The 23,020-nt window shown below is 37.3% G+C and carries 28 protein-coding genes; 17 read left to right on the top strand and 11 right to left on the bottom strand.

All coding sequences use genetic code 11. The annotated features are described in order from the left end of the window. A partial coding sequence (locus tag HZF24_RS14265; RefSeq protein ID WP_179239010.1) for an ABC transporter C-terminal domain-containing protein occupies positions 1 to 815 on the top strand: 815 nt, incomplete at its 5' end. A 133-nt stretch (positions 816 to 948) separates the two neighbouring features. Here HZF24_RS14265 and HZF24_RS14260 read toward each other — a convergent pair. From HZF24_RS14260 to HZF24_RS14245, 4 genes are all read right to left on the bottom strand, one after another. Then, on the bottom strand, positions 949 to 1,248 hold the full coding sequence (locus HZF24_RS14260) for an AtuA-related protein (RefSeq protein WP_179239009.1): 300 nt from the start codon (positions 1,246 to 1,248) through the stop codon (positions 949 to 951). Further along, on the bottom strand, positions 1,248 to 2,591 hold the full coding sequence (locus HZF24_RS14255) for an acyclic terpene utilization AtuA family protein (RefSeq protein ID WP_179239008.1): 1,344 nt from the start codon (positions 2,589 to 2,591) through the stop codon (positions 1,248 to 1,250). Before HZF24_RS14255 ends, HZF24_RS14260 begins: the two co-directional genes overlap by 1 nt. Positions 2,592 to 2,607: 16 nt before the next feature. Next, positions 2,608 to 3,942, bottom strand: coding sequence for a CitMHS family transporter (locus HZF24_RS14250; protein WP_322790747.1), 1,335 nt, complete (start codon positions 3,940 to 3,942; stop codon positions 2,608 to 2,610). A gap of 237 nt (positions 3,943 to 4,179) precedes the next feature. After that, positions 4,180 to 5,514, bottom strand: coding sequence for a sigma-54 interaction domain-containing protein (locus tag HZF24_RS14245; protein ID WP_179239006.1), 1,335 nt, complete (start codon positions 5,512 to 5,514; stop codon positions 4,180 to 4,182). A gap of 339 nt (positions 5,515 to 5,853) precedes the next feature. Between HZF24_RS14245 and HZF24_RS14240 the strand changes: the two genes are divergently transcribed. The 13 genes from HZF24_RS14240 to HZF24_RS14180 all read left to right on the top strand — a co-directional run bounded on the left by HZF24_RS14240 (position 5,854) and on the right by HZF24_RS14180 (position 15,043). After that, positions 5,854 to 6,957, top strand: coding sequence for a 5-bromo-4-chloroindolyl phosphate hydrolysis family protein (locus HZF24_RS14240; RefSeq protein ID WP_179239005.1), 1,104 nt, complete (start codon positions 5,854 to 5,856; stop codon positions 6,955 to 6,957). 31 nt (positions 6,958 to 6,988) lie between these two features. Further along, a complete protein-coding gene (locus HZF24_RS14235) occupies positions 6,989 to 8,137 on the top strand; it encodes a toxic anion resistance protein (RefSeq protein ID WP_179239004.1) in 1,149 nt (382 codons plus the stop codon). An 87-nt stretch (positions 8,138 to 8,224) separates the two neighbouring features. Beyond that, positions 8,225 to 8,890, top strand: a complete 666-nt coding sequence (locus HZF24_RS14230) for a Panacea domain-containing protein (protein ID WP_179239003.1) — start codon at positions 8,225 to 8,227, stop codon at positions 8,888 to 8,890. 71 nt (positions 8,891 to 8,961) lie between these two features. Next, the gene (locus tag HZF24_RS14225) at positions 8,962 to 9,753 is read left to right on the top strand and encodes a DUF3784 domain-containing protein (protein ID WP_179239002.1); all 792 of its coding nucleotides are present in this window, start codon (positions 8,962 to 8,964) and stop codon (positions 9,751 to 9,753) included. A gap of 53 nt (positions 9,754 to 9,806) precedes the next feature. Next, positions 9,807 to 10,814 carry an AAA domain-containing protein gene (locus HZF24_RS14220; protein ID WP_179239001.1) on the top strand — a complete coding sequence of 336 codons (1,008 nt, stop codon included), beginning with the start codon at positions 9,807 to 9,809 and terminating at the stop codon, positions 10,812 to 10,814. A 54-nt stretch (positions 10,815 to 10,868) separates the two neighbouring features. Continuing rightward, complete coding sequence (locus HZF24_RS14215) at positions 10,869 to 11,807, top strand: AAA domain-containing protein (RefSeq protein WP_179239000.1); 939 nt, start codon at positions 10,869 to 10,871, stop codon at positions 11,805 to 11,807. Between the two features lie 123 nt (positions 11,808 to 11,930). After that, entirely contained in the window at positions 11,931 to 12,065 is a 135-nt protein-coding gene (locus tag HZF24_RS14210; protein ID WP_179239017.1) for a GGDEF domain-containing protein, read from the top strand. Between the two features lie 43 nt (positions 12,066 to 12,108). Further along, positions 12,109 to 12,858 (top strand): peroxide stress protein YaaA, encoded by a 750-nt coding sequence (gene yaaA, locus HZF24_RS14205; RefSeq protein ID WP_179239016.1) that lies wholly within the window; start codon positions 12,109 to 12,111, stop codon positions 12,856 to 12,858. A 1-nt stretch (position 12,859) separates the two neighbouring features. Then, positions 12,860 to 13,330, top strand: a complete 471-nt coding sequence (gene bcp, locus HZF24_RS14200; RefSeq protein WP_179238999.1) for a thioredoxin-dependent thiol peroxidase — start codon at positions 12,860 to 12,862, stop codon at positions 13,328 to 13,330. Positions 13,331 to 13,559: 229 nt separating this feature from the next. After that, positions 13,560 to 13,805: a type II toxin-antitoxin system prevent-host-death family antitoxin gene (locus HZF24_RS14195; protein ID WP_179238998.1), complete on the top strand. Its 246-nt coding sequence runs from the start codon at positions 13,560 to 13,562 to the stop codon at positions 13,803 to 13,805. 2 nt (positions 13,806 to 13,807) lie between these two features. After that, positions 13,808 to 14,137 (top strand): type II toxin-antitoxin system RelE/ParE family toxin, encoded by a 330-nt coding sequence (locus HZF24_RS14190; protein ID WP_179238997.1) that lies wholly within the window; start codon positions 13,808 to 13,810, stop codon positions 14,135 to 14,137. Beyond that, entirely contained in the window at positions 14,115 to 14,657 is a 543-nt protein-coding gene (locus HZF24_RS14185; protein ID WP_179238996.1) for a M56 family metallopeptidase, read from the top strand. Before HZF24_RS14190 ends, HZF24_RS14185 begins: the two co-directional genes overlap by 23 nt. Positions 14,658 to 14,671: 14 nt before the next feature. Continuing rightward, complete coding sequence (locus HZF24_RS14180; protein ID WP_179238995.1) at positions 14,672 to 15,043, top strand: penicillin-binding transpeptidase domain-containing protein; 372 nt, start codon at positions 14,672 to 14,674, stop codon at positions 15,041 to 15,043. A gap of 143 nt (positions 15,044 to 15,186) precedes the next feature. Here HZF24_RS14180 and HZF24_RS14175 read toward each other — a convergent pair whose 3' ends face one another. After that, on the bottom strand, positions 15,187 to 15,711 hold the full coding sequence (locus HZF24_RS14175; RefSeq protein WP_179238994.1) for a TetR/AcrR family transcriptional regulator: 525 nt from the start codon (positions 15,709 to 15,711) through the stop codon (positions 15,187 to 15,189). A gap of 57 nt (positions 15,712 to 15,768) precedes the next feature. On the opposite strand from HZF24_RS14175, the gene HZF24_RS14170 reads away from it, so the two are divergent. The 3 genes from HZF24_RS14170 (at position 15,769) to HZF24_RS14160 (ending at position 17,417) form a co-directional block, all read left to right on the top strand. Then, the gene (locus tag HZF24_RS14170) at positions 15,769 to 16,482 is read left to right on the top strand and encodes a hypothetical protein (RefSeq protein WP_179238993.1); all 714 of its coding nucleotides are present in this window, start codon (positions 15,769 to 15,771) and stop codon (positions 16,480 to 16,482) included. Between the two features lie 160 nt (positions 16,483 to 16,642). Further along, on the top strand, positions 16,643 to 17,119 hold the full coding sequence (locus HZF24_RS14165) for a VOC family protein (RefSeq protein ID WP_179238992.1): 477 nt from the start codon (positions 16,643 to 16,645) through the stop codon (positions 17,117 to 17,119). 13 nt (positions 17,120 to 17,132) lie between these two features. Then, positions 17,133 to 17,417 carry a hypothetical protein gene (locus HZF24_RS14160; protein ID WP_179238991.1) on the top strand — a complete coding sequence of 95 codons (285 nt, stop codon included), beginning with the start codon at positions 17,133 to 17,135 and terminating at the stop codon, positions 17,415 to 17,417. Between the two features lie 72 nt (positions 17,418 to 17,489). Here HZF24_RS14160 and HZF24_RS14155 read toward each other — a convergent pair whose 3' ends face one another. Genes HZF24_RS14155 through HZF24_RS14130 form a run of 6 tightly spaced genes read right to left on the bottom strand, consistent with a single transcriptional unit; the run spans position 17,490 to position 23,011 of the window. Next, complete coding sequence (locus tag HZF24_RS14155; protein ID WP_179238990.1) at positions 17,490 to 18,437, bottom strand: ABC transporter ATP-binding protein; 948 nt, start codon at positions 18,435 to 18,437, stop codon at positions 17,490 to 17,492. Between the two features lie 38 nt (positions 18,438 to 18,475). After that, the gene (locus HZF24_RS14150) at positions 18,476 to 19,447 is read right to left on the bottom strand and encodes an ABC transporter ATP-binding protein (RefSeq protein WP_179238989.1); all 972 of its coding nucleotides are present in this window, start codon (positions 19,445 to 19,447) and stop codon (positions 18,476 to 18,478) included. A gap of 19 nt (positions 19,448 to 19,466) precedes the next feature. After that, complete coding sequence (locus HZF24_RS14145) at positions 19,467 to 20,354, bottom strand: ABC transporter permease (protein WP_179238988.1); 888 nt, start codon at positions 20,352 to 20,354, stop codon at positions 19,467 to 19,469. A 16-nt stretch (positions 20,355 to 20,370) separates the two neighbouring features. Continuing rightward, positions 20,371 to 21,309 carry a nickel ABC transporter permease gene (gene nikB, locus HZF24_RS14140; protein ID WP_179238987.1) on the bottom strand — a complete coding sequence of 313 codons (939 nt, stop codon included), beginning with the start codon at positions 21,307 to 21,309 and terminating at the stop codon, positions 20,371 to 20,373. A 44-nt stretch (positions 21,310 to 21,353) separates the two neighbouring features. Further along, the gene (locus tag HZF24_RS14135; protein WP_179238986.1) at positions 21,354 to 22,166 is read right to left on the bottom strand and encodes a tetratricopeptide repeat protein; all 813 of its coding nucleotides are present in this window, start codon (positions 22,164 to 22,166) and stop codon (positions 21,354 to 21,356) included. 38 nt (positions 22,167 to 22,204) lie between these two features. After that, positions 22,205 to 23,011 (bottom strand): tetratricopeptide repeat protein, encoded by an 807-nt coding sequence (locus tag HZF24_RS14130; protein WP_179238985.1) that lies wholly within the window; start codon positions 23,009 to 23,011, stop codon positions 22,205 to 22,207. Between the last annotated feature and the right edge of the window lie 9 nt (positions 23,012 to 23,020).

The following is a 23,020-nucleotide window of genomic DNA, read 5'->3' as shown; positions in this document are numbered from 1 at the left end:
TTCGCGTTTTTTTAAATCTTGTGATAAGTAATGACGGGTTTTTACCATCCTGTGGATTGTTTTGCGGAAACTCAAGAGCAGATGATGTTGACGATTCTCAAAGAGTTATAGATTATATAAAGGATATAGCGGAAATTGTTGAAACAAGGGAAGGAAAAATAACCGCATCGCAAATGCTTGAAAGATTTTTGTTTACACCGGATGTACAGTATAACACAATTTCCAGACTTTCCGGCGGAGAAAGAAGAAGGCTGTTTCTTTTAAGCATCCTAATGAAGGCACCCAACATATTATTGCTGGATGAGCCAACCAATGATTTAGATATTGAAACGTTGACTATATTGGAGGATTATATAGAGGGCTTTGACGGAGCTGTAATAATTGTGTCTCATGACAGATATTTCCTGGATAAGGTTGTAAAAACAATATTAGAACTTCCCGGAGACAATACAGGAACAGTCAGGGAATACAACGGAGGTTATTCTGATTATGCCGCAGCTTTGATAGCAGAAGACAGAAGCCGCGAAGAAGTTAAAAAATATGAAAAAAAGGAATTTACAGAAATAAGGGAAAAGCCCAGGAAGCTTAAATTCTCATTTAAAGAAGAAAAGGAATATGGCACTATAGATGAGGATATAGCAAATCTGGAAGCAATAATAGCTGATTTGGAATCACAGATGGGAGTTCATGCAGCTGATTATGTCAAGCTGCAGAAATTAATGGATGAAAAGCAAGAAACAGAACAGCAGCTGGAAGAAAAAATGAACAGATGGATTTATCTTAATGATTTGGCAGAACAGATAGAGAAACAATAAACCGGCGGTTGTTGACACGGATTCTGTTCAGGGATGGGTGTATGGAAAGGTTACGGTGGATGAAGACGGCAAGATGGGCAACGCACACTTTTTTTATAAAACCATGTGTGCGTTGCCACTGCTTTATCTTAAGCTATATTTCTATATCCAGCAGATATGAACTTAAGCTTTTTCCGTGTTTGTCCAGGGCCAGGGATCTTGTTACACCTCCGCCGAGGGCGTCATACATTACAAAGTTCAGGGCTCCTAATTGAGGAAGCTCATATCTTTTGACTTCTCCCTTGACAATATCCTTAAACCATTCTTTGACAACCTCGGGTGTTACCTTTTCTTTTATCAATTCATAATTTTTTACGTCATATGCTATAAGAGATACATTGGAAATATTACCTTTATCTCCTGTTCTTGAATGAGCTATTTCCCATAATTTCATTATAGTACCTCCTTATAAATTACTTTGGCTTCCACATCATTGCGGTTAATCAGCATGGATGCTACCGATACAATTTCACTTATTGCCTTAGTGGCTCCGCCGCCGCCTGCAGGACCGTTGGTATACAGTGTTTCGACTTCGTTTCCTACTTGGTCCGCATCATACCTGGTCTTTGTTCTGGCTGACACTCTCAGCCTTACTTCTTCGGGGACATTGTATTTCCTGTCCGAGTTTTTATAAATTGAATTAATCCCGATAAAATCTATTCTTAATTCATCATATTTCACTTTAGTCAGCTCAAGCCTTTTTTCAACTATTTCAGCTGCCAGTTTGGCTCTGTCCAGACATCCCGGACCTGCATAGCTTATTTCGCCTTCGCCGATGAAGCAATCCTTGTAACCGATACTTACCTTTAGTGTATCAGTTTTTTCTCTGCCTGTTGCACCTTTGACTTCCACAACATCCTTACCCTTTTCGGTGAAGGTTACTTTTGAAAAATCCGCCACGCAGTCGGGTGTAAAATATGTTGCAGGGTCATGGATTTCATATATCATCTGTTCAGTTACGGTATCCTTGTTGACAATTCCTCCCGAGCCTTCCACCTTGGTGATGATGAATTCTCCGTTTTCACTGACCTCGGCTATGGGGAATCCCAGCTCCCACAACCTTTCAACATCCTTTTTGCCCGGTTCCGCAAAGTATCCGCCGGTAGCCTGACCTCCGCATTCCAATAAATGCCCTGTCAATGTTCCCTTACCCATCAAATCATAATTATTTATATCCCAGCCGAATTCATAAACCAACGGCGCCAGAAATAATGCGGGGTCTGAAACTCTGCCTGTTACAATAATATCCGCTCCATTTTTTAAAGCTTCCACTATTCCGTCAATACCCATATAAACATTGGCTGATATTATGTCTCCATCCAGCTCTTCCAGAGGTCTTCCTGTTTCCCAAACTGTTGTATTCTTGTATTTATCCAGCTTGTCAAGTACGTCATCTCCGTATACGGCTGCTACCTTTAAGCCTTTTATGCCTTTTTCTTCTGCCATTTTGCAAATTACATCAACGGCGCTTTGCGGGTTTGCCGCACCCATATTTGTAATAACCTTTACTTTATGCTCATGAGCCAGCGGAAGCACTTTGTCCATTCTGTGCTCCAAAAGTCCGTTGTAGCCTTTATCCGGATTAACCAATTTTGCTTTTTGTGCTATGGCGATAGTTCTTTCAGCCAGACACTCAAAGCTTATATAATCCAAATTACCTTTTGCAATAAGCTCTAATGCAGGTTCAAGCCTGTCTCCGGCATATCCTGCGCCGCTTCCTATTCTTATTTTTTTCAATTTCATTTCCTCCTGTTTAAACTGTAATTGCTCCTGTTGCAACAGCTACTACCAGCATTACAATAGTAACCAGAAATGCATAAGGAATAGTCTTCTTCTGATGGTCACCCAAATCTACTCCTGCCAGACCTGTTAATAAAAACGTAGCTGCAGTTAACGGACTTACAGGGAAGCCTGTGGTCATTTGTCCTAAAATTGCCGCTCTTCCTACCATTATAGGATTTACTCCGAATTGGCCTGCTGTACTTGTCAATACAGGCATAACTCCGAAATAGAATGAATCCGGGTCAAACAGCAAGCTCAGAGGCATTGCCAAAACACCTGTTATAACGGGTAATAATCTTCCCATGGTTGTAGGAATCAAGTTTACTATTACTTCAGACATTGCCGTAATCATACCGGTATCCTTCATTATTCCTGTAAATGCACCTGCGGCAAATAATACGCTTGCCATCATCAATGCTTCCTTGGCATGTGCATCCACACGCGCTCTCTGCTCTTTCACATTCGGATAATTTATTACAACCGCCAGGCAGAACGCAAACATAAATACAACCTGCGGCGGCAATAAATTTGATATCATTATACCTATAGCTGCAATTATCAATAATATATTAACCGCAAATAATTTTGGTCTTTGTAATTTTAATTTTTCAGTATCCTCTTCCAAATTCGTACTTTCTATATTGGCAAGAGCAATAGTTCCAATTCTTGCTTTTTCTTTTTTACCTATAAATCCTGCAATTACAAGAACAAATATCAAGCCTGCTATAACGGGTATTAAAAGAGGGTTAAAAAGCTCGGTTACGGGAACATTCAATGATGTGGAAGCTCTTATAGTAGGTCCTCCCCAAGGGACTATATTCATAGTACCTGCCGCCAGTGCGACAACCGTTGCCAATGAAGATCTGCTCATCCCGACAGCATTATACAATGGCAATACCGCAGGAATTGTCACCAAAAATGTTACGGCTCCCGAGCCGTCCAGATGTACTAACATTGCTAATATAGCAGTTCCTATGGATATTTTCACGGGATCGTTCCCAACCGCTTTTATAATCCTTTTAATTATCGGATCAAATGTACCTGCATCGCTTAAAACACCAAAAAATAATATTGCAAATATAAACATAACTCCGGTAGGTGCTATAGTTTTAATCCCATTTGTAATAAATCCACCTACTTCAAATCCAAATCCGCCAATTAAAGCCATCGCGGTAGGAACCGCTATAAGGGCTACTGTCGGCGTTAACTTTTTGGTCATTACCGCAACCAATAATAATATTACAGATAAAAATCCTAAAGTTGCTAACATACTTCCTCCTAAATAAATTATTTTTTTCGTATATATAATGAGCAAGTTTCATGCCAACTATGTATAAACTTTTTTTCTTGAAATATCAATATTTATTACTGTAAATTTCATCAGTAAAAAAATGCATTTCTAATATATTAGAAATGCATTTAACTTTGATATCTTTTTATCAAATAATAAATTGAATTTTCACCGACACAGGGATTTCTAAAAATTTAGAATTAAAAACTGTTTTTCTAATTTTTTAGAAATAAGATTAATCAGATGATATCTTTATTTTAACTTGTTATATAAGGTTGCCAGGGATATTCCGAGAGCTTCCGCCGATTTTTTCTTACCTTCCATATCATCGCCGAGTAAATTAAGTGCTCTTATAATTTCCTGCTTTTCGACTACCTTTATTTTATCACTTAATTTTTGAATGTCATTTACTTTTTTTACAGAGCTTTGCAGCCTGACAGGAAGATGATTATATTTTATTTCATTATCCTCCATCATATTTATTCCAAATTCTATGGAATTGCGCAATTCTCTGATATTGCCCGGCCAGTCATAATTATACAGTACCAATTCGGCTTCCTTGCTTAGAATAATATCTCTTTTTAAGCTGTTCTTAAATGATTCTATATAATTATACGCAAGGGGCAAAATGTCGTCTTTTCTTTCTCTGAGAGGAGGAATTATCAGAGGAAATACAGCTATTCTGTAAAACAAATCATGTCTGAACCTTCCGCTCTGAACCATATCCTCCAGATTCTTGTTTGTTGCGGCTATAACTCTTACATCAATTGCGTCTTCCTTAACACTGCCTATTCTTCTGATTGTTCCCTCCTGGAGGGTTCTCAATAATTTTGCCTGTACTTCTAAATCTATTTCAGAGATTTCATCTAAAAAAATAGTGCCCTTATTAGCAGCTTCAAACAGACCCATTTTACCTTCCCGCTTCGCTCCTGTAAATGAACCTTCCTCATAACCGAACAATTCACTGTCCAGCAGGCTTCCCTGGAAAGAAGCGCAGTTTACTGCTATAAAAGGACCATCTGCTCTCACGGATTCGTTATGGATTGCATTTGCATATAATTCTTTTCCCGTTCCGCTTTCTCCAAATATTAAAACAGTAATATCCTTCTGAGATATTCTTTTAATTGTATTTTTTACTTCTATAGAGCCTATGTCAACTGAAATAATATCATCTAAAGTATATTTTGCCTTTTGAATCGCATTGATTCTGTTTTCCAGAGATTTAACCCTTGATTTGTATTTACCTATATCCCGGTATAATTTATATATGTCGTCTATATTACTGACTACGGAAATTGCACCTGTCAATTCGGAGTCCTCAAATATGGGAGACATATTTACCGAATATTCAACACCAAATTCTTCCCTCAGGACACCTGCTATAGGCTTTTTTGCCGTTAATACATTCGGGAGTCTTGCGCCGGGTCTTACCTCCCTTAATTTTTTCCCCACTATTTCATCGTAACTGACATGTGTAATCCTTGTATATGCAGGATTAATATATTTAACGACCTCATCTGTATCAATAATTAAAATACCATCATATAAATTATCAAAGAATGTCCTGATCCAGCTATCAATTCTCATATTGTACCTCTTTCTCTTGCTATAATTATATTTTATAGCAGCATATACTAAATTGTCAAATAAGCAGCTATATTATACGTGTCCATAAAGTATTCCTGATATTTTTTAAGCAAGAATTAATGAAAGCTTAATGAGAACAACAGTTTAATTGTATATAATAATTGCGGGTAATATTTTATGACATGCTCGCAGTGTTCCTTTAATATTGATTTCAAAAAATGGATATGATATAATTTACCAAATAAAATAAGCAGGTTTCAGAAAATATTTAATCGGACACTTTGATATATAGCTTAGAAGATAAAGCGCTGTTCATGGGAGAAAAGATTGGAGGCTAATATGAATAACCGCGGAGGTTTAAATTTAGGTGATGAAATTCGTAATATTGTTCAGGATGCGGTGAACAGTATGAATTTTAATAGATTGAATCAGGATGTCCGTAATGTTGTCAATGGTGCACTTGATGAGGTCAGAAGGTCAGTTCCGGTAAAACCAAAATCACCTGCCAGATATAATAAGACTGTTGTTCCGGTAGGAAAGGTTTCGGGTACGGTATTTACCGTGCTTGGTTCAATCGGAAGCGGTATATTTTTAATTGCATCGATTGCAACGGGGACACTGGGCTACAAGCTTGGAGTCAGTGCTCTGGCCGGTGTAACATCGTTTATAATGCTGCCGTGCTTTGTGGCAAGTGCGGTTTTATTATCCAACGGGATAGCAATACGGGGCAGGTTAAAGAGGTTCCGGAAGTATGTATCGGAGATGAACGGCCTCAGCTACTACCTGATTAAGGATCTTGCTGATGCTACGGGACGCAGCAGCCGATATATAGCTAAGGATTTGCGTAAAATGATTGCCGCAAGGATGTTTCCCGAAGGGCATATTGATGAAAAGCAGACATATTTTATGTTGGATAACGATAGCTATGAACTGTATCTCAGGTCTCAGGAAAATATGAGGATGAGGGAAAAGGAAGAGGCTTTGCGCCGTAAGGAGCAGGGTGCGATGGATCCCGAAACCAGAAAAGCAATTGATGAGGGACGGCAATTTGTTCGCAAAATAAGAAATGCCAATATCGAAATACCGGGAGAAGAAATCTCCCGCAAATTAGACAGACTTGAAGAGGTAACGGGAAAAATTTATGATTATGTGGAGTCCCGTCCGGAAAAATTTCCTGCAATAAAGAAATTTACGGAGTATTTTTTACCCACAACATTAAAATTACTGGATGCATACAGAGAATTTGACAATCAGCCTGTCAAAGGCGAAAATATATCAACTGCCAAGAAAGAGATAGAGGACACCCTTGATACCATCAATCTTGCATTTGAGAACCTGCTCGATGATTTGTTCCAGGAAGCGGCAATGGATGTGTCTACGGATATATCCGTACTGGAGACCATGCTCGCGCAGGAAGGATTATCACAAAAAAATATAAAATAAAACTTTAAATAAATTATAGGGGAGAAAAACAATGAATAATGATGTACCTAAATTAGTTCTTGAGCCCTTTGGTGATGAAGCGTCAGATAAAGGGGAATTAAATGATGCAATTGTAAAAAGGGACAGCAAGCCGGTTGAAAAGCCTTTGTTCGATGAAAGCACGCTGACACCCGAAGAAAAAAAGATGGTTGATGATTTTTCCAATCAGATTGACCTTACCAAATCCAATCAGATACTCCAATACGGTGTGGGAGCTCAGAAGAAAATAGCGGATTTTTCAGAATCTGCACTGAACAACGTAAAGACAAAGGATCTGGGCGAAATCGGTGACATGCTCTCAAGTGTTGTAACTGAATTAAAAAGCTTTGATGCGGAGGAGGAAGAGAAGGGATTTCTGGGTCTTTTCAAAAAATCCTCCAATAAGCTCACGGCAATGAAGGCAAAGTATGACAAGGCAGAAGTAAATATAAACAAAATCTGTGAAACTCTTGAATCGAATCAGATGCAGCTGCTGAAGGACATAGCAATGCTTGATAAAATGTATGAGCTTAATAAAACATATTTTAAAGAGCTTTCCATGTATATACTTGCCGGCAAAAAGAAGCTGGAAAAGGTTCAGAATGAAGACCTGCCTGCATTGATGGAAAAGTCGGCGGCCAGCGGTCTGCCTGAGGATGCACAATCGGTTAATGATTTGATTGCCATATGCAACCGCTTTGAGAAAAAGCTCCATGACCTGGAGTTGACCAGGATGGTATCAATTCAGATGGCACCGCAGATTCGTCTGATACAGGGAAATGACACTATTATGGCTGAGAAAATTCAGTCCACAATTGTAAACACGATTCCTCTATGGAAAAGCCAGATGGTATTGGCTCTGGGAGTTACTCATTCCGGTCAGGCTGCAAAGGCTCAGAGAGAAGTGACGGATATGACTAACGAGCTGTTGAGAAAAAATGCGGAAATACTTAAAACCGCAACCATAGATACAGCAAAAGAATCGGAGCGTGGAGTTGTGGATATTGATACACTCCGCATCACAAACGAATCATTGATTTCAACCCTTGATGAAGTGATGCGCATTCAGACAGAAGGCCGTCAGAAGAGAAAAGAGGCAGAAATCGAACTGAACAGAATTGAAAATGAATTGAAAAATAAGCTTTTAGAAATGAGAGTTTAATCAGAGAAATACAGACAAGGAAAGCGCCCTCTTTCACTTTTGCTCGGATGGGGAGAACAAACTTTTTCACGCTATTGTAACGGAGATATGCCAACCAAACAGTATTCAGATATTCTGAAAAGGATTTATGCTGAACCTCACTATGATGCAGAAATTCTTGAAAAAAACAAAGGCAAATTAAAAACTTGTGCTGCTTATGAAAAAAGTAAGCGTACAGTTGATGTACTTTTAGGGAAGAACGTTAATACAAAGACAAAAATAGATATAGCTATTGAATACTTATTAAGCCAATGTGAAGATATTACACCTTTAGCGCTGCAGAAAGCATTGTATTATATCCAGGGATTTTATTATGCATTTTATAAAACATTTCTTTTTACTGAGGAGTGCGAAGCATGGGTGCATGGACCTGTTTATAGGGATATTTATTTCAGATATCTTGATTATAAGTTTGATCCAATTGAAGTAAGTAATGAATTTGACAGCTCAATATTCTCTTCTTCGAAAAAGGCTGTTTTAGACAGTGTTGTTAAGAATATATGTTGCTATAGTGGAAAGATTCTTGAAAGATTTACTCACTCAGAGACACCATGGTTGTCAACCAGAGGTGAACTGCCTGAGAATGCGGTATCTTACAGAATTATTCAGAAAGAAAAGATTGGTGATTATTTCAGTGCTGTGAAAGAAAAATATAATATGATAACCCCTAATGACATTAAAGAGTATGCAGAAAATATATTTGAGCAGATTTAGATAGCTTGAATATCTAAAGTGGTATGATTTTGATTGATAAAAATAAATGTATATGAGGATGGAGGTTTTATATGAACATTTTTTTTGGTATCATAGTAGTACCATTGGTTATTATGGCTATATTCCTTTTGAACGGTAAAGGTGCTTTTTTGATAGCCGGATATAATACTTCCAGTGAGAAAGAAAAATCAAAGTATGACGAAAAAGCACTTTGCCGTTTTGTAGGATGGCTATTGCTTGGGATTTCTTTTGGTATGATGATTATCCCGATTGGTATTTACCTTGATATAGCTTGGCTTCCTAATTTCGCAATCTTTATTATTATTTTTGGAAGCATTGGTGCTGTCATTTATGCGAATACAGGCGGTCGTTTTTATAAAAACACTGAGTTAGACTTATCGATTGCTGATGAAAATGCAAGCTCTAAAGCAGCAACTTATAAAGCGAAGATAATCGTCATTATTGTCATTTCTGTGCTCTCTCTGATAGCGTTGGGCATTCTGTTTTATCAGGGTGGCAAAGATCCTGTTATTAATATTCTTGACGAAAGTATACAAATCAAAGCAATGTATGGATTAAGCATTGATTTTATTGATATAACTGATATATCTCTTATAGATAAAAGCATGAGTGAAATTGGCGTTGGAAGAAGAATTAATGGATATGGGGGTAACGGCGAAGCATTAAAAGGGAATTTCAAATCAGACAACCTCGGTGAAACCTTGCTTTTTGTTCAATCAAAGTCAACGCCTACAATACGAATTGAGAGAGACGGTGGCAAGCCTGTTTATATAAGTTTCCGTAACGGTGAAACCACAGAAACCTTATACCATGAAATGATGTCAACCATTTCGGTGAAATAAGCAGCATTCACAGCTTACAACTTTTCCTGTTAAAACTGCAAAATTATGGTATAATGCATATATCATACCATCACCTCGGCAATGCAAGCGAGCTTGCGCTGCGCTCGGTTCGGATATGGTATAATATTATTGTTAAGGAGTATTCAATAGATGGAAGCAAGCAAAGCATACGGCAGTTTTTGGATGCTGATGATTACTGTTTGCTGGATGAATTTGAAAAAAATCAGGAAATAATCAAGGATAAAATAACAAGCTCAAATCCTCAGATTGCCGGTGTAGATGACATGCCTTACATAATAGCAATAGGTATGGATCTAATTATCGACCTTGAGCATGAATATGAAGCAATTATCAACATGTATGCTGAGAATAATATCACAGTGTCTGTTAAAGCTTTCTTCGGAGATTTAGTAAAGCATCCCGAAAGGAGAAAGGAATATCCCATTGCTCTTTTAAATAAGAAAGTAAATATAGATCAGCTTCTGGCAATAAACACTGCTATGAAATATCCCATCGCATATATTCAGGGACCGCCGGGTACAGGTAAGACAAATACCATCATAAATACAATTATCACAGCTTTCTTTAATGAAAGAACCGTTTTGTTCGCATCATATAACAATCATCCCATTGATAGCGTATTTCAAACCTTTCAAAGCATAAGTTACAGGGATAAAATTGTACCTTTTCCTGTTGTACGTTTAGGAAATAATGAAAAGGTGGCGGAAAGCCTTGATTTTATAAAGGACATATATGAACGTACCAAAAATATAGATATATTTGATAAAACCCTTGAGAAAAACAAGGGAGACAAGATTGAGAGAGCCAAAAAGCTGACCAGGCTGTTAAAGAAGCATGAGCAGATTCTTCAGCTCAAGGAAAGAAAGGAAACCATCGAAAAGCTTATAAGCACGTATGATCAATTCACTTTCCAGGCAGATTTACAGGGAAGACAGCTGTATGAAGTTGAGAAACTATTGAAATCATTGGGTGAAGTCACAGATGAGGAGGCAGTTAACCTGATATCTGATGACGAAGAGGAATTTCTGAAATATTTGTAGTATGCTTCTGCCAGATATATTAAAAGGCTTGACGAGCCAAAGTATAAAGAACTGTTGGATATTGTCTATCTTAAAGATAAAGAGCTGAAGCTCAAAGCATTTAATCAGTACTTGAAGGACGAAGAAAAGCTTAAGCTGTTTATGCGTGTTTTTCCCATATGTGCAACAACCTGTATTTCTGCACACAAGCTGGGAGAGCCGAAGAAATATTTTGATATGGTCATTATTGACGAAGCCAGTCAATGCAACACTGCAATATCATTGGTTCCCATAATAAGGGGAGAAAATCTCATGCTGGTGGGAGATCCTCAGCAGCTGAATCCGGTTGTGCTGCTTAGCGAGAGAGATAATGCTATTCTGAAGAAAAAATATTCTGCAGCCAATGAGTATGATTACATCAGCAACTCAATATATAAGACGTTTTTAGCATGTGATGCTGTCAGTGATGAAATACTTTTAAGCTATCATTACAGATGCCACAAAAAGATTATTGAGTTTAATAATAAAAAATATTATAACGGAAAACTGAATATAAAGAGCAGTATAAATAACGAAAAGCCTCTTGTTTTTATAGATGTTGAAGATAACAATACAGATATAAAAAATACATCACCGACAGAAGCAAATAAGATAGTTAAATTTGTTGAGGAAAACAGGGATAAAAAAATCGGGATAATAACTCCATTCGTAAATCAGAAAAAATATATTGAAACCCTGCTGCAGGAAAAAGGAATTAATGATGTAACATGCGGTACGGTTCATGCTTTTCAGGGAGATGAAAAGGAATACGGTAAAAGAGAAATTCCCATACTTGCAATAGAATTAGACGGCAAGGAGCATATGGAGGATGATGTCGTAAGAAAAAGAGATGAAAAAAAGAATGCAATATGCAAAAAACACGGTTTCGAATTAATCAGGATAGAAAACTCCTATGCAAGGAGATATAATTATATTAAGGATATACTGATAAACTATTTTGAAGGAAGCCATTGATAGTTTAAGGGTATTGCCGTTCCGCTTTTTATTTTATTCTTATGAAAATTTGATTTTATTTGCTATAATAATATATGACGGAACTGATATATAGTGTAAGATAAAATGTAATATAGGAGTTATATAACTGTAACTGTCAGTATAGGGCTGGCAGAATCAAAGCATGACGATACCATTGAAACATTGATGAACAGAGCAGACAAGTATATGTATTATGCAAAGCAGGCAGGACGTAACAAGGTATCAATCAGTAATTAAGGTTTTACAAATAAAAATCAGCAATTTAAAGCGAGCGATAAACATGAGAATCATTATTTCACCGGCAAAAAAGATGAAAATAGATACAGACTCACCGTTGGATGTTAGCACACCTAAGTTTATGGAACAGACAGAGGTGCTTTTGGAGTACCTGAGAGGTATGTGCTATGAGGAAGCAAAGGGTGTATGGAAATGCAATGATAGTATTGCAAATCTGAATTATGAAAGAATACAAAGAATGGATTTATATACGAATCTGACACCGGCAGTGCTTTCTTATGAGGGTATACAGTATCAGTACATGGGGCCGGGAGTGTTTAAAAGATCGGAGTTTGAATATATAGAGGAGCATCTGCGCATTTTGTCAGGATTTTACGGGATGCTTAAGCCATTTGACGGTGTTACGCCTTACAGGCTTGAAATGCAGGCAAAGCTTCAGATAGGAGAATTTGATTCGCTCTATGATTTTTGGGGTAAAAGACTGGCTGAGGAGATATTTTCTCAGAGTGATTGTATTATAAATCTTGCATCAAAGGAATACAGCAGGTGTATTTCCGAGTATATTGATGACGGCATAAAATTCATAAGCTGTGTTTTCGGGGAAATGAAAGGTGAAAAGGTCATTGAAAAGGGAACACAGGTAAAAATGGCCAGAGGAGAAATGATACGCTTCATGGCTGAAAATAAAATAAAGAATGCAGAAAAAATTAAATTGTTTGACAGACTAGGCTATATTTATGATGATAACTTGTCAGATGATTACACATATGTTTTTATAAAGGGAGGAAAATAACATGCTGGAAAAGGGAATGAAGGCACCGGAATTTGTACTTAAGGATAAGGATGGAAATGAAGTATCTTTGTCAGACTTCGCAGGTAAAAAGGTTGTGCTGTATTTTTATCCAAAGGACAGCACCCCTGGATGTACAAAGCAGGCTTGCGGTTTTGCGGGTATGTATGATGAATTTATCGAAATGGATGTAGCTGTTATAGGAGTGAGCAAGGACAGCTCGGCATCTCACCAGAGGTTCGCAGAAAAATATAATCTGCCTTTTATTCTGCTTTCAGATCCGGAGCTTATAGTTATCAAGGCTTACGATGTATGGAAGGAAAAGAAGCTTTATGGAAAGACAGGCATGGGTGTAGTAAGGACGACATATGTTATAGATGAAAACGGAATTATAGAAGAGGTAATGCCAAAGGTAAAGACGGATACCAATGCAGCAGATGTGCTCAATTATTTAAGAAAACAACAACAAACATGATTCACAATTATAATTTATGTAATTTTTTTAATCATCTCAAAAATACAAAGCAAAACATTATATTAATCCATCATCTTTTTTAATATTCTATGTCTAAGTCTTCACAAATCATATCCTTCTTGCTTGGACTGGGCGGAATGCAACCCGGATGCTGCAAATTAACACGTTAATTTGTCTTGATATTACACAGCATAAAGAGTATAATAATGTTTAAAGGAGATGAATTATTATGCCAAATATTAAACCGGTTTCGGATTTAAGGAATTATACAGAGGTTCTTAATGAAGTTCATGAAGGCAACCCAGTTTATTTAACAAGAAATGGCAGAGGCGAATATGCAATCGTAAAAATATCAGAGTTAGAAAAGTTGAAGGCTGCGATTAGACTGTTGTCTGACATAGAAGATGGAGAAAAGTCAGCGAGAGAGAAAGGGTGGCTTGCGGCGGAAGATGTTGAAGCTATTTTAGGATTGTAAGAATGCTAAATGTTGAATATACTCCACGAGCTTTAGAAGATTTGCAGCGTATACAAGTATATTTATCAACTAACTGGGGAGAGAATACTGCAAATAAAATTTTAAAGAAGATTACATCTGAAATAAGAAGGTTAGAACGATACCCTTTTTCAGGTGTAAATCTTGGCAAAATTATTAACACTACAACTAATTATCGATATATATTTTCGGAAAGAAATTATATATTTTATCGCTTAGAATCTGATAAAATTTTAATAATTAGGGTTATAAATGAAAGACAGGATTATTTGAAGCAATTGTTTGGAATAAATGTTGACAGAGAAGAAATATAGATCACAAGGATGTTTGCTAAGCTTTGCTGTTTTTGCAGTTATAATTGCCAGACTGTTATTAAACAAAGCTCCTAAGATTTTTTCTTATACTCTTTGGTCAGTTGTTTTGTTTCGGTTAGTTTGTCCCTTTACATTGGAAAGTGCTTTAAGCATTATGCCGTCAAATCATAATCCCATACCTGTTAATATAGTTAACACCCAGTCACCTGCAATAAACAGCACTAATAACATCATAAGCAATTCAGTCAACCGGACTATTGAAGCAACACTGATTCCTGTGGATACTCCGGAAGTTATAAATCCTATGGAATTTGTGATAGAAACAGGTACTGTTATATGGATCTTGGGAGTTATAGCACTTGTAGCGTACGGAATAATTAAGGATTACAAAGTATCATACACATATGTGGACAATAACAATAAAAAGCATGAGTTAGCGGATTATTACAAGCTCAGCATTGTTAATAACAAAATTAATGAAGCAAAGCTGGATGAGAGTAAGAGCTCTGTTGTAAAATGATTTACAGATAAAATATGAATTTAAATAAAATGGTGCGAACAAGTGCTGATAATTTTTGGCTTGAAGGTGATATCAGAATATCTGCCAAAGAGCAGATAGATTTTTTAAAAAAAGTTTACAATGAAGAATATAATTTTAAAGAGGATTATTACAAGATTCTGAAAGACCTTATGGTTGAAGAAAAAAATTCAGAGTATACCCTTAGCGGGAAAACAGGATGGGCTCAGCGGATTAACCCTCAAATCGGATGGCATGTCGGATATGTAGAAACAGCTAAGGACACATGGTTCTTTGCATGCAATTTAGACATTCGTCAAAATTCAGATGCTGAATATAGAAAAGAAATAGTCCTCATGTATTTAAAAGAATTAAACATTATTGAATAATTTATATATAAATATTTAAGTGATATACTCCATTAAAATAAAGTGTGATTAATTACCCGAATACTACTAAAAAGCCTTAAATTAATGAAAATTGATCCAAGGCTTTTTTTCTTAGACAAAATTGAATAAAGGTAAAGCTCGGATTACTCTGATTTAATAGGCTTTCCTATCAGTCCATATATCATTAAGTCAAATACCTCTTTCAGCAAATCCTTATTTCCGCTTTTTAATATTTCATGCTCTTTAGCCAGATTTTGATACATTTTCAGATAAAGCATGGCAGCTTCAAGGGAGAGTTCTCTTTGTATATATCCTTCCTTGCGGCCTTTTTCAAGAAATAATCCGACAATATGAGGGTATCTGGTTTTATGAAAGTTATCTATCAGCTTTTTAATCTCGGTATCAGTACCAAATATGTTTAAAAGCTCCGGATTAGTTTGATCAATGAAATTATCCTTCATTGTCAAAGTACGTTTTAGCAATTCAGGAAAAGGCAGATCAGTTTCCCATAGTTCCTTTCTTTCTTTCCAACTGCTTTCAAGGATATTTAAGACAGTTTCCTTTATAAGACCTTCCTTGCTTCCAAAATAATTATAAATACTGGCAGATGCAACACCTGCTCTTTTAGCGATTTCATTAAACCGGGATTGCCGGAAGCAAATCCGCACTTTTCCAGCCCCCTGGCTTTAGCGTGGAGATTACACCAAAAAAGCTTTATCGGCTGGATGGTGGGAATAGTGCTGTATATTTCCGTGTTTGCAGCCATTTCGCCCGCCTTATCTAATGATGGCGGAATGAGTAATTGGCTGTCAAGTTTAGGAGGCACAAGCTGGTCGGAGGAAGCGGGGTTAGGTTATGTATTTATTAGTGTCAGCATTTATCTGATGTCGATTTTTGTGGCTGCCTATGCTATGACCTCTGTGTCACGCCTTAAAAAAGAAGAAACCGAAGGAAGGGTAGAAATGCTCTTGGATAAGCCAGTCAGTCGAATTCGCTGGATGAGCAGTCATTTAATTGTAGCCGCTTTATGCTCTGCAGCATTGCTGTTGGTTATGGGTATTGCGGGAGGTTTGTTTTATGGAATTGCTGCCGGAGATGTAAGTGGTGGATTTTGGTCTATTTTGACTATGAGCGTTTCAAAGCTCCCTCCTGTACTTATATTTCTGGGTATAACAGCGCTGTTATATGGCTTCTGTCCTAAAATAATGGCACTTGGGTGGGTAATCTGGCTGTCATCTGTTATGCTGGAGCTGGCATGGGAAGGTCAGATTATTGATTGGTCGATAATGCAGATATCTCCTTTTGCATATACTCACTATACTATTGATATTACAAATTTGCCGCTGATTCCACTATTTTTACTCCTTTGCCTTTTTTCTATACTTACTGCGATTGGACTTTGGGGATTCAGAAACAGGAATGTTTTAACAAAGTCATAAACAAAAATAAATGTTATTTTAATGGAGTTTTTTATAAGGTCTTTGCAATCCATCATAATCAAATCAATAAATTTATTCTCTAAATCTGTTTGAATTGTAATTGTTTTGGTATAATAATTACAAATGTATATGCAGGTTGATGCATTGAAAAGGAGAAAAAATGAAAAATATAGTACCATCATTATGGTTTGGTGATAATAATTGTGAAGAAGCAATAAATTATTATGTGAATGTATTTCCCAATTCTGAAATACAGAATATTGTAAAGTATCCTGATGAAAATCTTGATGAGCATTTTAAAGGTATGTCCGGCAAAATAATTACTGCTGAATTTATACTAAACGGACAAAGGTATCTTGCATTAGACGGCGGTCCGTACTTTCACTTCAATGAAGCTATATCAATGACAATAGAATGTGAAGGACAAGATGAGATTGATTACTTCTGGGATAAGTTGTCACATGTCAAAGAGGCGGAGCAATGTGGCTGGGCTAAGGATAGGTTCGGTCTTTTCTGGCAGATAGTGCCTCATAACATGGTGGAGCTGGTTAAGACGGATGCTCAAATACAAGCGATGATGAAAATGAAAAAGATAATTATTAAGGAGCTTGAGGAAGCAGGAGCAAATTTGACATAAAGGAGGTATTTTTATGGAAATAGATGTTGTTTTAATTATTGTAGTAATAGTTTCAATTTTAGTGACACTTATTTTAAATTATATATTTAAGAAGAAAAGATATATTAAGTATATTCCTGTAATAGTAATGTTTCCGTTTATGCTATATAATTTCATTACTGCGTACAGTGCCCCTACTGAAGGCTTTGAGGCATTAGGAAGATTTGTAATGGGATTGCTCCTATTTGCTGCGAGCTTACCGTCTCTTATATGCTCGATTATTTTAGATATTGTTTATAAGAAAAGAACTAAACATTAATAGTAAAATTAATTTATATTTGCAAAGCAAAATCCTCAAAAATCAAGTTTTTGAGGATTTTAATAAATCCATTCAGATTAAATGACATGCAACAAAGTGTTCAGCTTCTATTTCTCTAAGCTCAGGCAAATCTCCCTTGCATACTTCCTTTCTTTCGGGGCATCTTCCGTAGAACCTGCATCTCGGGACCGGATTTATGGGACTGGGAACATCTCCTTCAAGAATAATCCTGTCTAATTTCAAGTCTATTCTCGGCAGAGGAACTGCAGACAGCAAAGCTTTAGTATATGGATGCTGAGGATTGATAAATATATTTTTATAACTGGCTAACTCTACAATTTTTCCTAAATACATAACAGCAACCCGGTCACTTATATGTCTTACAACACTCAAGTTGTGTGATATAAACATATATGTCAGATTCAGATTATCCTGCAGCCTTTCCATAAGATTTAAAATTTGCGCCTGTATAGACACGTCCAATGCGGAAACGGGTTCATCAAGCACTATAAAGGAGGGATTTAATGCTAAAGCCCTTGCTATCCCAACGCGCTGACGGCGCCCTCCGTCTAATTCATGAGGATATGAATTAACGAGACGTTCTGCCAATCCCACTGTATTCATAAGTTCAAATACTCTGTTTGATAAATCAGTTCTGTTATTAAAAATTTTATTAACTCTGAGAGGTTCTTCAATACTTTCATACACGGTTCTTCTGCTGTCCAAGGAGGAATAGGGGTCTTGGAACACTATTTGCATTTCCTTTCTTTTTTTCCTCATAACCTCTTGAGAAAGAGAGTTGATATCGATGCCGTCAAAAAAGATTTCTCCTTCGGTAGGCTCAATAAGTCTCAGAACTGTTCTGCCGGTAGTTGATTTGCCGCAGCCGCTTTCGCCTACGACTCCTAAGGTTTCACCCTTGTATATATAAAAGCTCACGTCGTCAACAGCATGTAATTTGCCTCTTTTAGTATCAAAATATTTTTTTAAATTATTTACTTCCAATAACTTTTGTGTCATAAGCCTCACTCCTTAATACATTAGCCAAGATAATAAAACTATTTGCGGTGCTCCAGGAAGCATTTTACCATGTGACCGTCAGAAATTTCCTTTGATTCGGGTTCTTCTTTGGAACAGCGGTCTACAGCATAGGGGCAGCGCGGATGAAATTTGCACCCTGTGGGAAGGTCGCTTGGATCCGGCATAATTCCCTTAATAGGAATTAATTCGCTTTCTGTTTTTGATAAATCCGGTATACAATTAAACAATCCCTCTGTATAAGGATGAGCATGACTGTTAAATATATCTTCCTTCGTTCCGTACTCGACAATACTCCCTGCATAAATAACGGCAACATTATCACATGCTTCGGCAACTATGCCTAAATCGTGAGTAATCATTATCATTGAGGTATTATTGCTTTCCTTAATATCATGCATTAATTTAAGAACTTGAGCTTGTATTGTAACATCCAGTGCTGTAGTAGGTTCATCAGCTATCAGCAAGTCGGGTGTGCATGCCAGAGCAATGGCAATAACAACTCTTTGCTTCATTCCTCCTGAAAACTGATGAGGATATTCCTCTCCGCGTTCCTTTTTTATCTCGACTATTTCTAACATTTCCTCGGCTCTTTTGTATGCAGCTTTTCTATCCTTTGTTTGATGTAAAAGTATAACCTCTGCGATCTGATCGATTATGGGAATAACAGGGTTAAGAGCTGTCATGGGATCCTGAAATATCATTGAAATCTTGTTTCCGCGAATTGATTGCATATGCTTGATGCTTTTTTCGAGGATATTTTCACCGTTAAAAATGATTTTACCGGACTCTATTTTAGTCGGAGGTTCAGGTAATAACCGCATTATTGACTTTGCGGTTGTAGTTTTACCCGCACCTGTTTCACCGACAAAACCAAGAGTATTTCCTCGCTCCAATTTTAAACTCATATTGTTAACAGCACTTACTATGCTGTCTTCCGTAATATATTTTACGGTTAAATCCTCAATTTCCAAAATGTAATCATTTTTCATTTTATACCTCCGCATGCTGCTATCTCTTGAGTTTAGGATCGAACGCATCTCTCAGTCCGTCACCCATTAAGTTCAGGGACAGTACAGTAATCATAATTGCCAGACCCGGAAATGCAGTTATATATGAATAATTACGCAATAAATCACGACCGTTTGACAACATGGCGCCCCATTCGGGAGTTGGAGGACTGATACCGACACCTATGAAGCTTAATCCGGCGCAGGCAATGATTGCCGAGCCGACATTCAAGGTAGCTTGCACAATTATGGGCGCCAAGGAATTCGGTACTACATGGAATGTGATTATGAAGAAATCTAAAGCGCCTCCTGCCTTTGCCGCTTCAATAAATTCCTGGTTTTTTATCTGAAGCACGGAGGCTCTCATAATTCTGCAGTATCTCGGAATGTTAGAAACTCCTACGGCAATCATCATATTCACTATTCCCGGTCCTAAAGCCGCTATGATGGAAATGTTAAACAATATACTTGGAATTGCTAAAAAGACGTCCATGCATCTCATTATGAATGTATCTATCCTTCCTCCGAAGTATCCTGATATGGCACCTATAACTCCACCTACTATGCAGGATATGGAAACTGAAATCAGACCTACTGACAGAGATGTTCGTGCACCGAATATAATTCTGCTGAAAATATCTCTTCCAAACTCATCTGTGCCGAATATATGCTCCTTGCTTGGATGTTCTAACGTGTGAGCATAGTCTTGCTTAACAGGGTCATAGGGTGCGATATTTTCTGCAAATATTGCACATATTATTAATATTGCAATGATGATCATACCAATAATAGAGCTTTTATTCTTTCTGAATCTACGCCAGATTTCTTTTGTTTGACTTCTTTTTTTATACTGAACACGTGTGGTTGCAGTGTTATTAACAGCAGACATAATTTTCCTCCTTATCCTATGCTTTACCTTCAATGTTTGATTTCATCCGAGGATCGGTAGCCGCATAAAGTAAATCAACAAGCAAATTAACAACGCAGAATGAAAGAGCTATTAACAGCACGCCTGCTTGCACAGACGGATAATCACGCGCCTTGATTGAATCAACCATTAATTTTCCGATCCCGGGTATTGAAAATACGGACTCGGTTATTACAGAGCCGCCGAGCATAGCCCCAAACTGCAGACCGACTGCAGTAATAATCGGGATCATGGCATTTCTTAAAGCGTGTTTGATTATTACAATGTATTCTTTTTGTCCTTTTGCCCTTGCTGAATCAACATAATCCTGACGAACAACTTCCAGCATACTTGAACGTGTCATCCTTGCAATAATGGCACACGAACTGGTACCGACCGTTAAAGCAGGTAAAATCAAGTGTTTCCATGTTGTAAAGCCTGATACGGGGAACCAGCCTAACTTTAAAGAAAACAGAAGCATTAACAATAAACCCTGCCAGAAGTTTGGCATAGAAAGACCTATCAATGCAAGGGTCATTGAAAAGTTATCAAAAATTGAGTACTGCTTAACGGCAGATACTACTCCCAAAATCAATCCCAGTATGACAGCTATGGCTGCCGACGAGACCGCAAGTATTATAGTATTTGGAAATCTGTCAATGAGTGCATTTATAACCGGTTGCTGGTTAGTATAAGACCTTCCGAAATCACCTTTTGTAACTATTTTCCACACATAATCAAAATATTGAATTATGAACGGTCTGTCCAGCCCCATTTCCTCACGCAGCTCGGCAATTGTTTCTTCTGTTGCATTTTCGCCTAAAATCGTTTGGGCCGGATCACCGGGCGTTATGTACAGCATCGTAAAAACTACAAATGTAACGCCCAACATTACAGGTATCATCATAATAATACGACGAATGATATATTTTAGCATATTTTACAACCCCCATTGGTAGTTTGTTGAATAATTTATTTGTGCTATATTTCTTTAGACCACAGGTCTCTTTCCTCAAGAGCCATTTTATATCCGAAGGCATGATGTGAAGTATCATAAGCAAGCAGTTCATCTAAATATTCAACAGCCTTCTTATTATCCTTCAATATATAGTGACAGTATGCGGCAGCTCCGTAAAGCTCCGTAATAGCTCTCTTTGGATAATCTCTTTCTACCTGCTTATCGAATTCCTCTAATGTCATTTCTCCTTTGTAAAGCAACACTCTTTTTTTATACATCAAATCTCCGCGTTCAACTTCCGTATCCGACTTCATCAAATCAAGTGACTCGCGAGCTTTTTCAACCTGGTTGCTTCGCATATACGCCATCCATATCCAGTCAACCTCGGGAGGTGTATTGTTAGTACCGTTTTCAACATGAAGAGCTATGGATTTCTTAAAGCATTCAACGGCATCCTCGTATCTGTCTAAGAAAAAGTATGCCACACCTAAAAAGTGCCATTTCCATGCATCCTTCGTATCAATCCTTGTTGCCATAACTCCATCGGACATAGCTTGTACATATTTGTCCTGAGACAGGAATTTTCTTGCTCTGTTGTAGTATTGATCTGCATTAAAGGGTTGCAATGCAAGTGCCTGTGATATACTTTCTATAGCCTTTTCAAAATCCTCGTTGAAATACAGTATACCTCTTGCGGCCCAGCCGTAAAAATCACTAGGATTTTCAGCAAGCTTTTCTTCAACCTCTTTCAGCATATCCCAATCCATTTCTATCGGACCCTTAGCTGCCAATCCTTTCTTCATAATATTGATTTGTCTTTCTCCGATTTTACTCATAAAAAATTCCTCCGATAATATTTAATGTTGTGTTTATATTAATCTAAGCTGACTAATAACGAATAATCATGCTTTGCCATTTTATATGCAAAAGCGTGGTGACTTGTCTTAATGCTTAATATTTTTTCTAAAATTTCAATAACCCTCTTCTGGTTCTTTTCTATATGCTGATAGTAGTTTGCCAGACCGTACAGCTCTGTTGCAGCGTGGCTGTCACTTTCATAATTAATACTTGATTCAAATTCGCAGGCGGATATGATATTTCTTTTTAACAATATCCTTCTTTTATAGCTGATATCACCGCCCTGAACCGGTGTATCCTCGTCCACAAGCTTTAAGGCTTCGTTTGCCTTGTCAAATTCTCCAAGCTGCACATAGGATAACCAGATCCATTCCACCTCGGGTGGTATATTGTTTGTCTTGTTAATGAAGTGTAGATCTATAGATTTGAAGAAACAGTCTATTGCATCCTTGAATCTGTTCAGACCAAAATATGCAACTCCTAAAAAATGCCACTTCCAGCTGTCCTTATCGTCTATTCTGACTGCAACTGTCAAATCAGATAACGCCTGACTGTATTTATCCAGAGATAAAAATTTCCTGCCTCTGTTATAATATTGATTGGAATCAAAAGGATTTATTGCCAAAGCATCAGAGAAGCTTTCAATAGCTTTTTCAAAGTCATAATTGAAGTATAAAACTCCTCTCGCACAATGCGCTAAAAAATCGTAAGGATTGTCCTTAAGTTGCTCTTCAACCTCCTTAAGCATATCCTTGTCCATTTCGATGGGACCCTTAGTGGCAAGACCTTCCTTCATTATTTTAATCTGTGATTCCTTTACCATTGCTTTTTC

This window comes from Sedimentibacter hydroxybenzoicus DSM 7310 (assembly GCF_013403245.1).
GTDB classification, from domain to species: domain Bacteria; phylum Bacillota; class Clostridia; order Tissierellales; family Sedimentibacteraceae; genus Sedimentibacter; species Sedimentibacter hydroxybenzoicus.
The sequence above is the reverse complement of the archived record's forward strand: the minus strand, read 5'-3'. Positions and strand labels throughout refer to the sequence as shown.

Coding starts and splice junctions, on each gene's coding strand:
- HZF24_RS14260 (WP_179239009.1), bottom strand. CDS start 1,248: ATGAAATTATGGGAAATAGCTCATTCAAGAACAGGAGATAAAGGTAAT.
- HZF24_RS14245 (WP_179239006.1), bottom strand. CDS start 5,514: ATGAGAATTGATAGCTGGATCAGGACATTCTTTGATAATTTATATGAT.
- HZF24_RS14240 (WP_179239005.1), top strand. CDS start 5,854: ATGAATAACCGCGGAGGTTTAAATTTAGGTGATGAAATTCGTAATATT.
- HZF24_RS14235 (WP_179239004.1), top strand. CDS start 6,989: ATGAATAATGATGTACCTAAATTAGTTCTTGAGCCCTTTGGTGATGAA.
- HZF24_RS14230 (WP_179239003.1), top strand. CDS start 8,225: ATGCCAACCAAACAGTATTCAGATATTCTGAAAAGGATTTATGCTGAA.
- HZF24_RS14225 (WP_179239002.1), top strand. CDS start 8,962: ATGAACATTTTTTTTGGTATCATAGTAGTACCATTGGTTATTATGGCT.
- HZF24_RS14220 (WP_179239001.1), top strand. CDS start 9,807: ATGCATATATCATACCATCACCTCGGCAATGCAAGCGAGCTTGCGCTG.
- yaaA (WP_179239016.1), top strand. CDS start 12,109: ATGAGAATCATTATTTCACCGGCAAAAAAGATGAAAATAGATACAGAC.
- bcp (WP_179238999.1), top strand. CDS start 12,860: ATGCTGGAAAAGGGAATGAAGGCACCGGAATTTGTACTTAAGGATAAG.
- HZF24_RS14195 (WP_179238998.1), top strand. CDS start 13,560: ATGCCAAATATTAAACCGGTTTCGGATTTAAGGAATTATACAGAGGTT.
- HZF24_RS14190 (WP_179238997.1), top strand. CDS start 13,808: ATGCTAAATGTTGAATATACTCCACGAGCTTTAGAAGATTTGCAGCGT.
- HZF24_RS14185 (WP_179238996.1), top strand. CDS start 14,115: ATGTTGACAGAGAAGAAATATAGATCACAAGGATGTTTGCTAAGCTTT.
- HZF24_RS14180 (WP_179238995.1), top strand. CDS start 14,672: ATGAATTTAAATAAAATGGTGCGAACAAGTGCTGATAATTTTTGGCTT.
- HZF24_RS14170 (WP_179238993.1), top strand. CDS start 15,769: ATGGTGGGAATAGTGCTGTATATTTCCGTGTTTGCAGCCATTTCGCCC.
- HZF24_RS14165 (WP_179238992.1), top strand. CDS start 16,643: ATGAAAAATATAGTACCATCATTATGGTTTGGTGATAATAATTGTGAA.
- HZF24_RS14160 (WP_179238991.1), top strand. CDS start 17,133: ATGGAAATAGATGTTGTTTTAATTATTGTAGTAATAGTTTCAATTTTA.
- HZF24_RS14155 (WP_179238990.1), bottom strand. CDS start 18,437: ATGACACAAAAGTTATTGGAAGTAAATAATTTAAAAAAATATTTTGAT.
- HZF24_RS14150 (WP_179238989.1), bottom strand. CDS start 19,447: ATGAAAAATGATTACATTTTGGAAATTGAGGATTTAACCGTAAAATAT.
- HZF24_RS14145 (WP_179238988.1), bottom strand. CDS start 20,354: ATGTCTGCTGTTAATAACACTGCAACCACACGTGTTCAGTATAAAAAA.
- nikB (WP_179238987.1), bottom strand. CDS start 21,309: ATGCTAAAATATATCATTCGTCGTATTATTATGATGATACCTGTAATG.
- HZF24_RS14135 (WP_179238986.1), bottom strand. CDS start 22,166: ATGAGTAAAATCGGAGAAAGACAAATCAATATTATGAAGAAAGGATTG.
- HZF24_RS14130 (WP_179238985.1), bottom strand. CDS start 23,011: ATGGTAAAGGAATCACAGATTAAAATAATGAAGGAAGGTCTTGCCACT.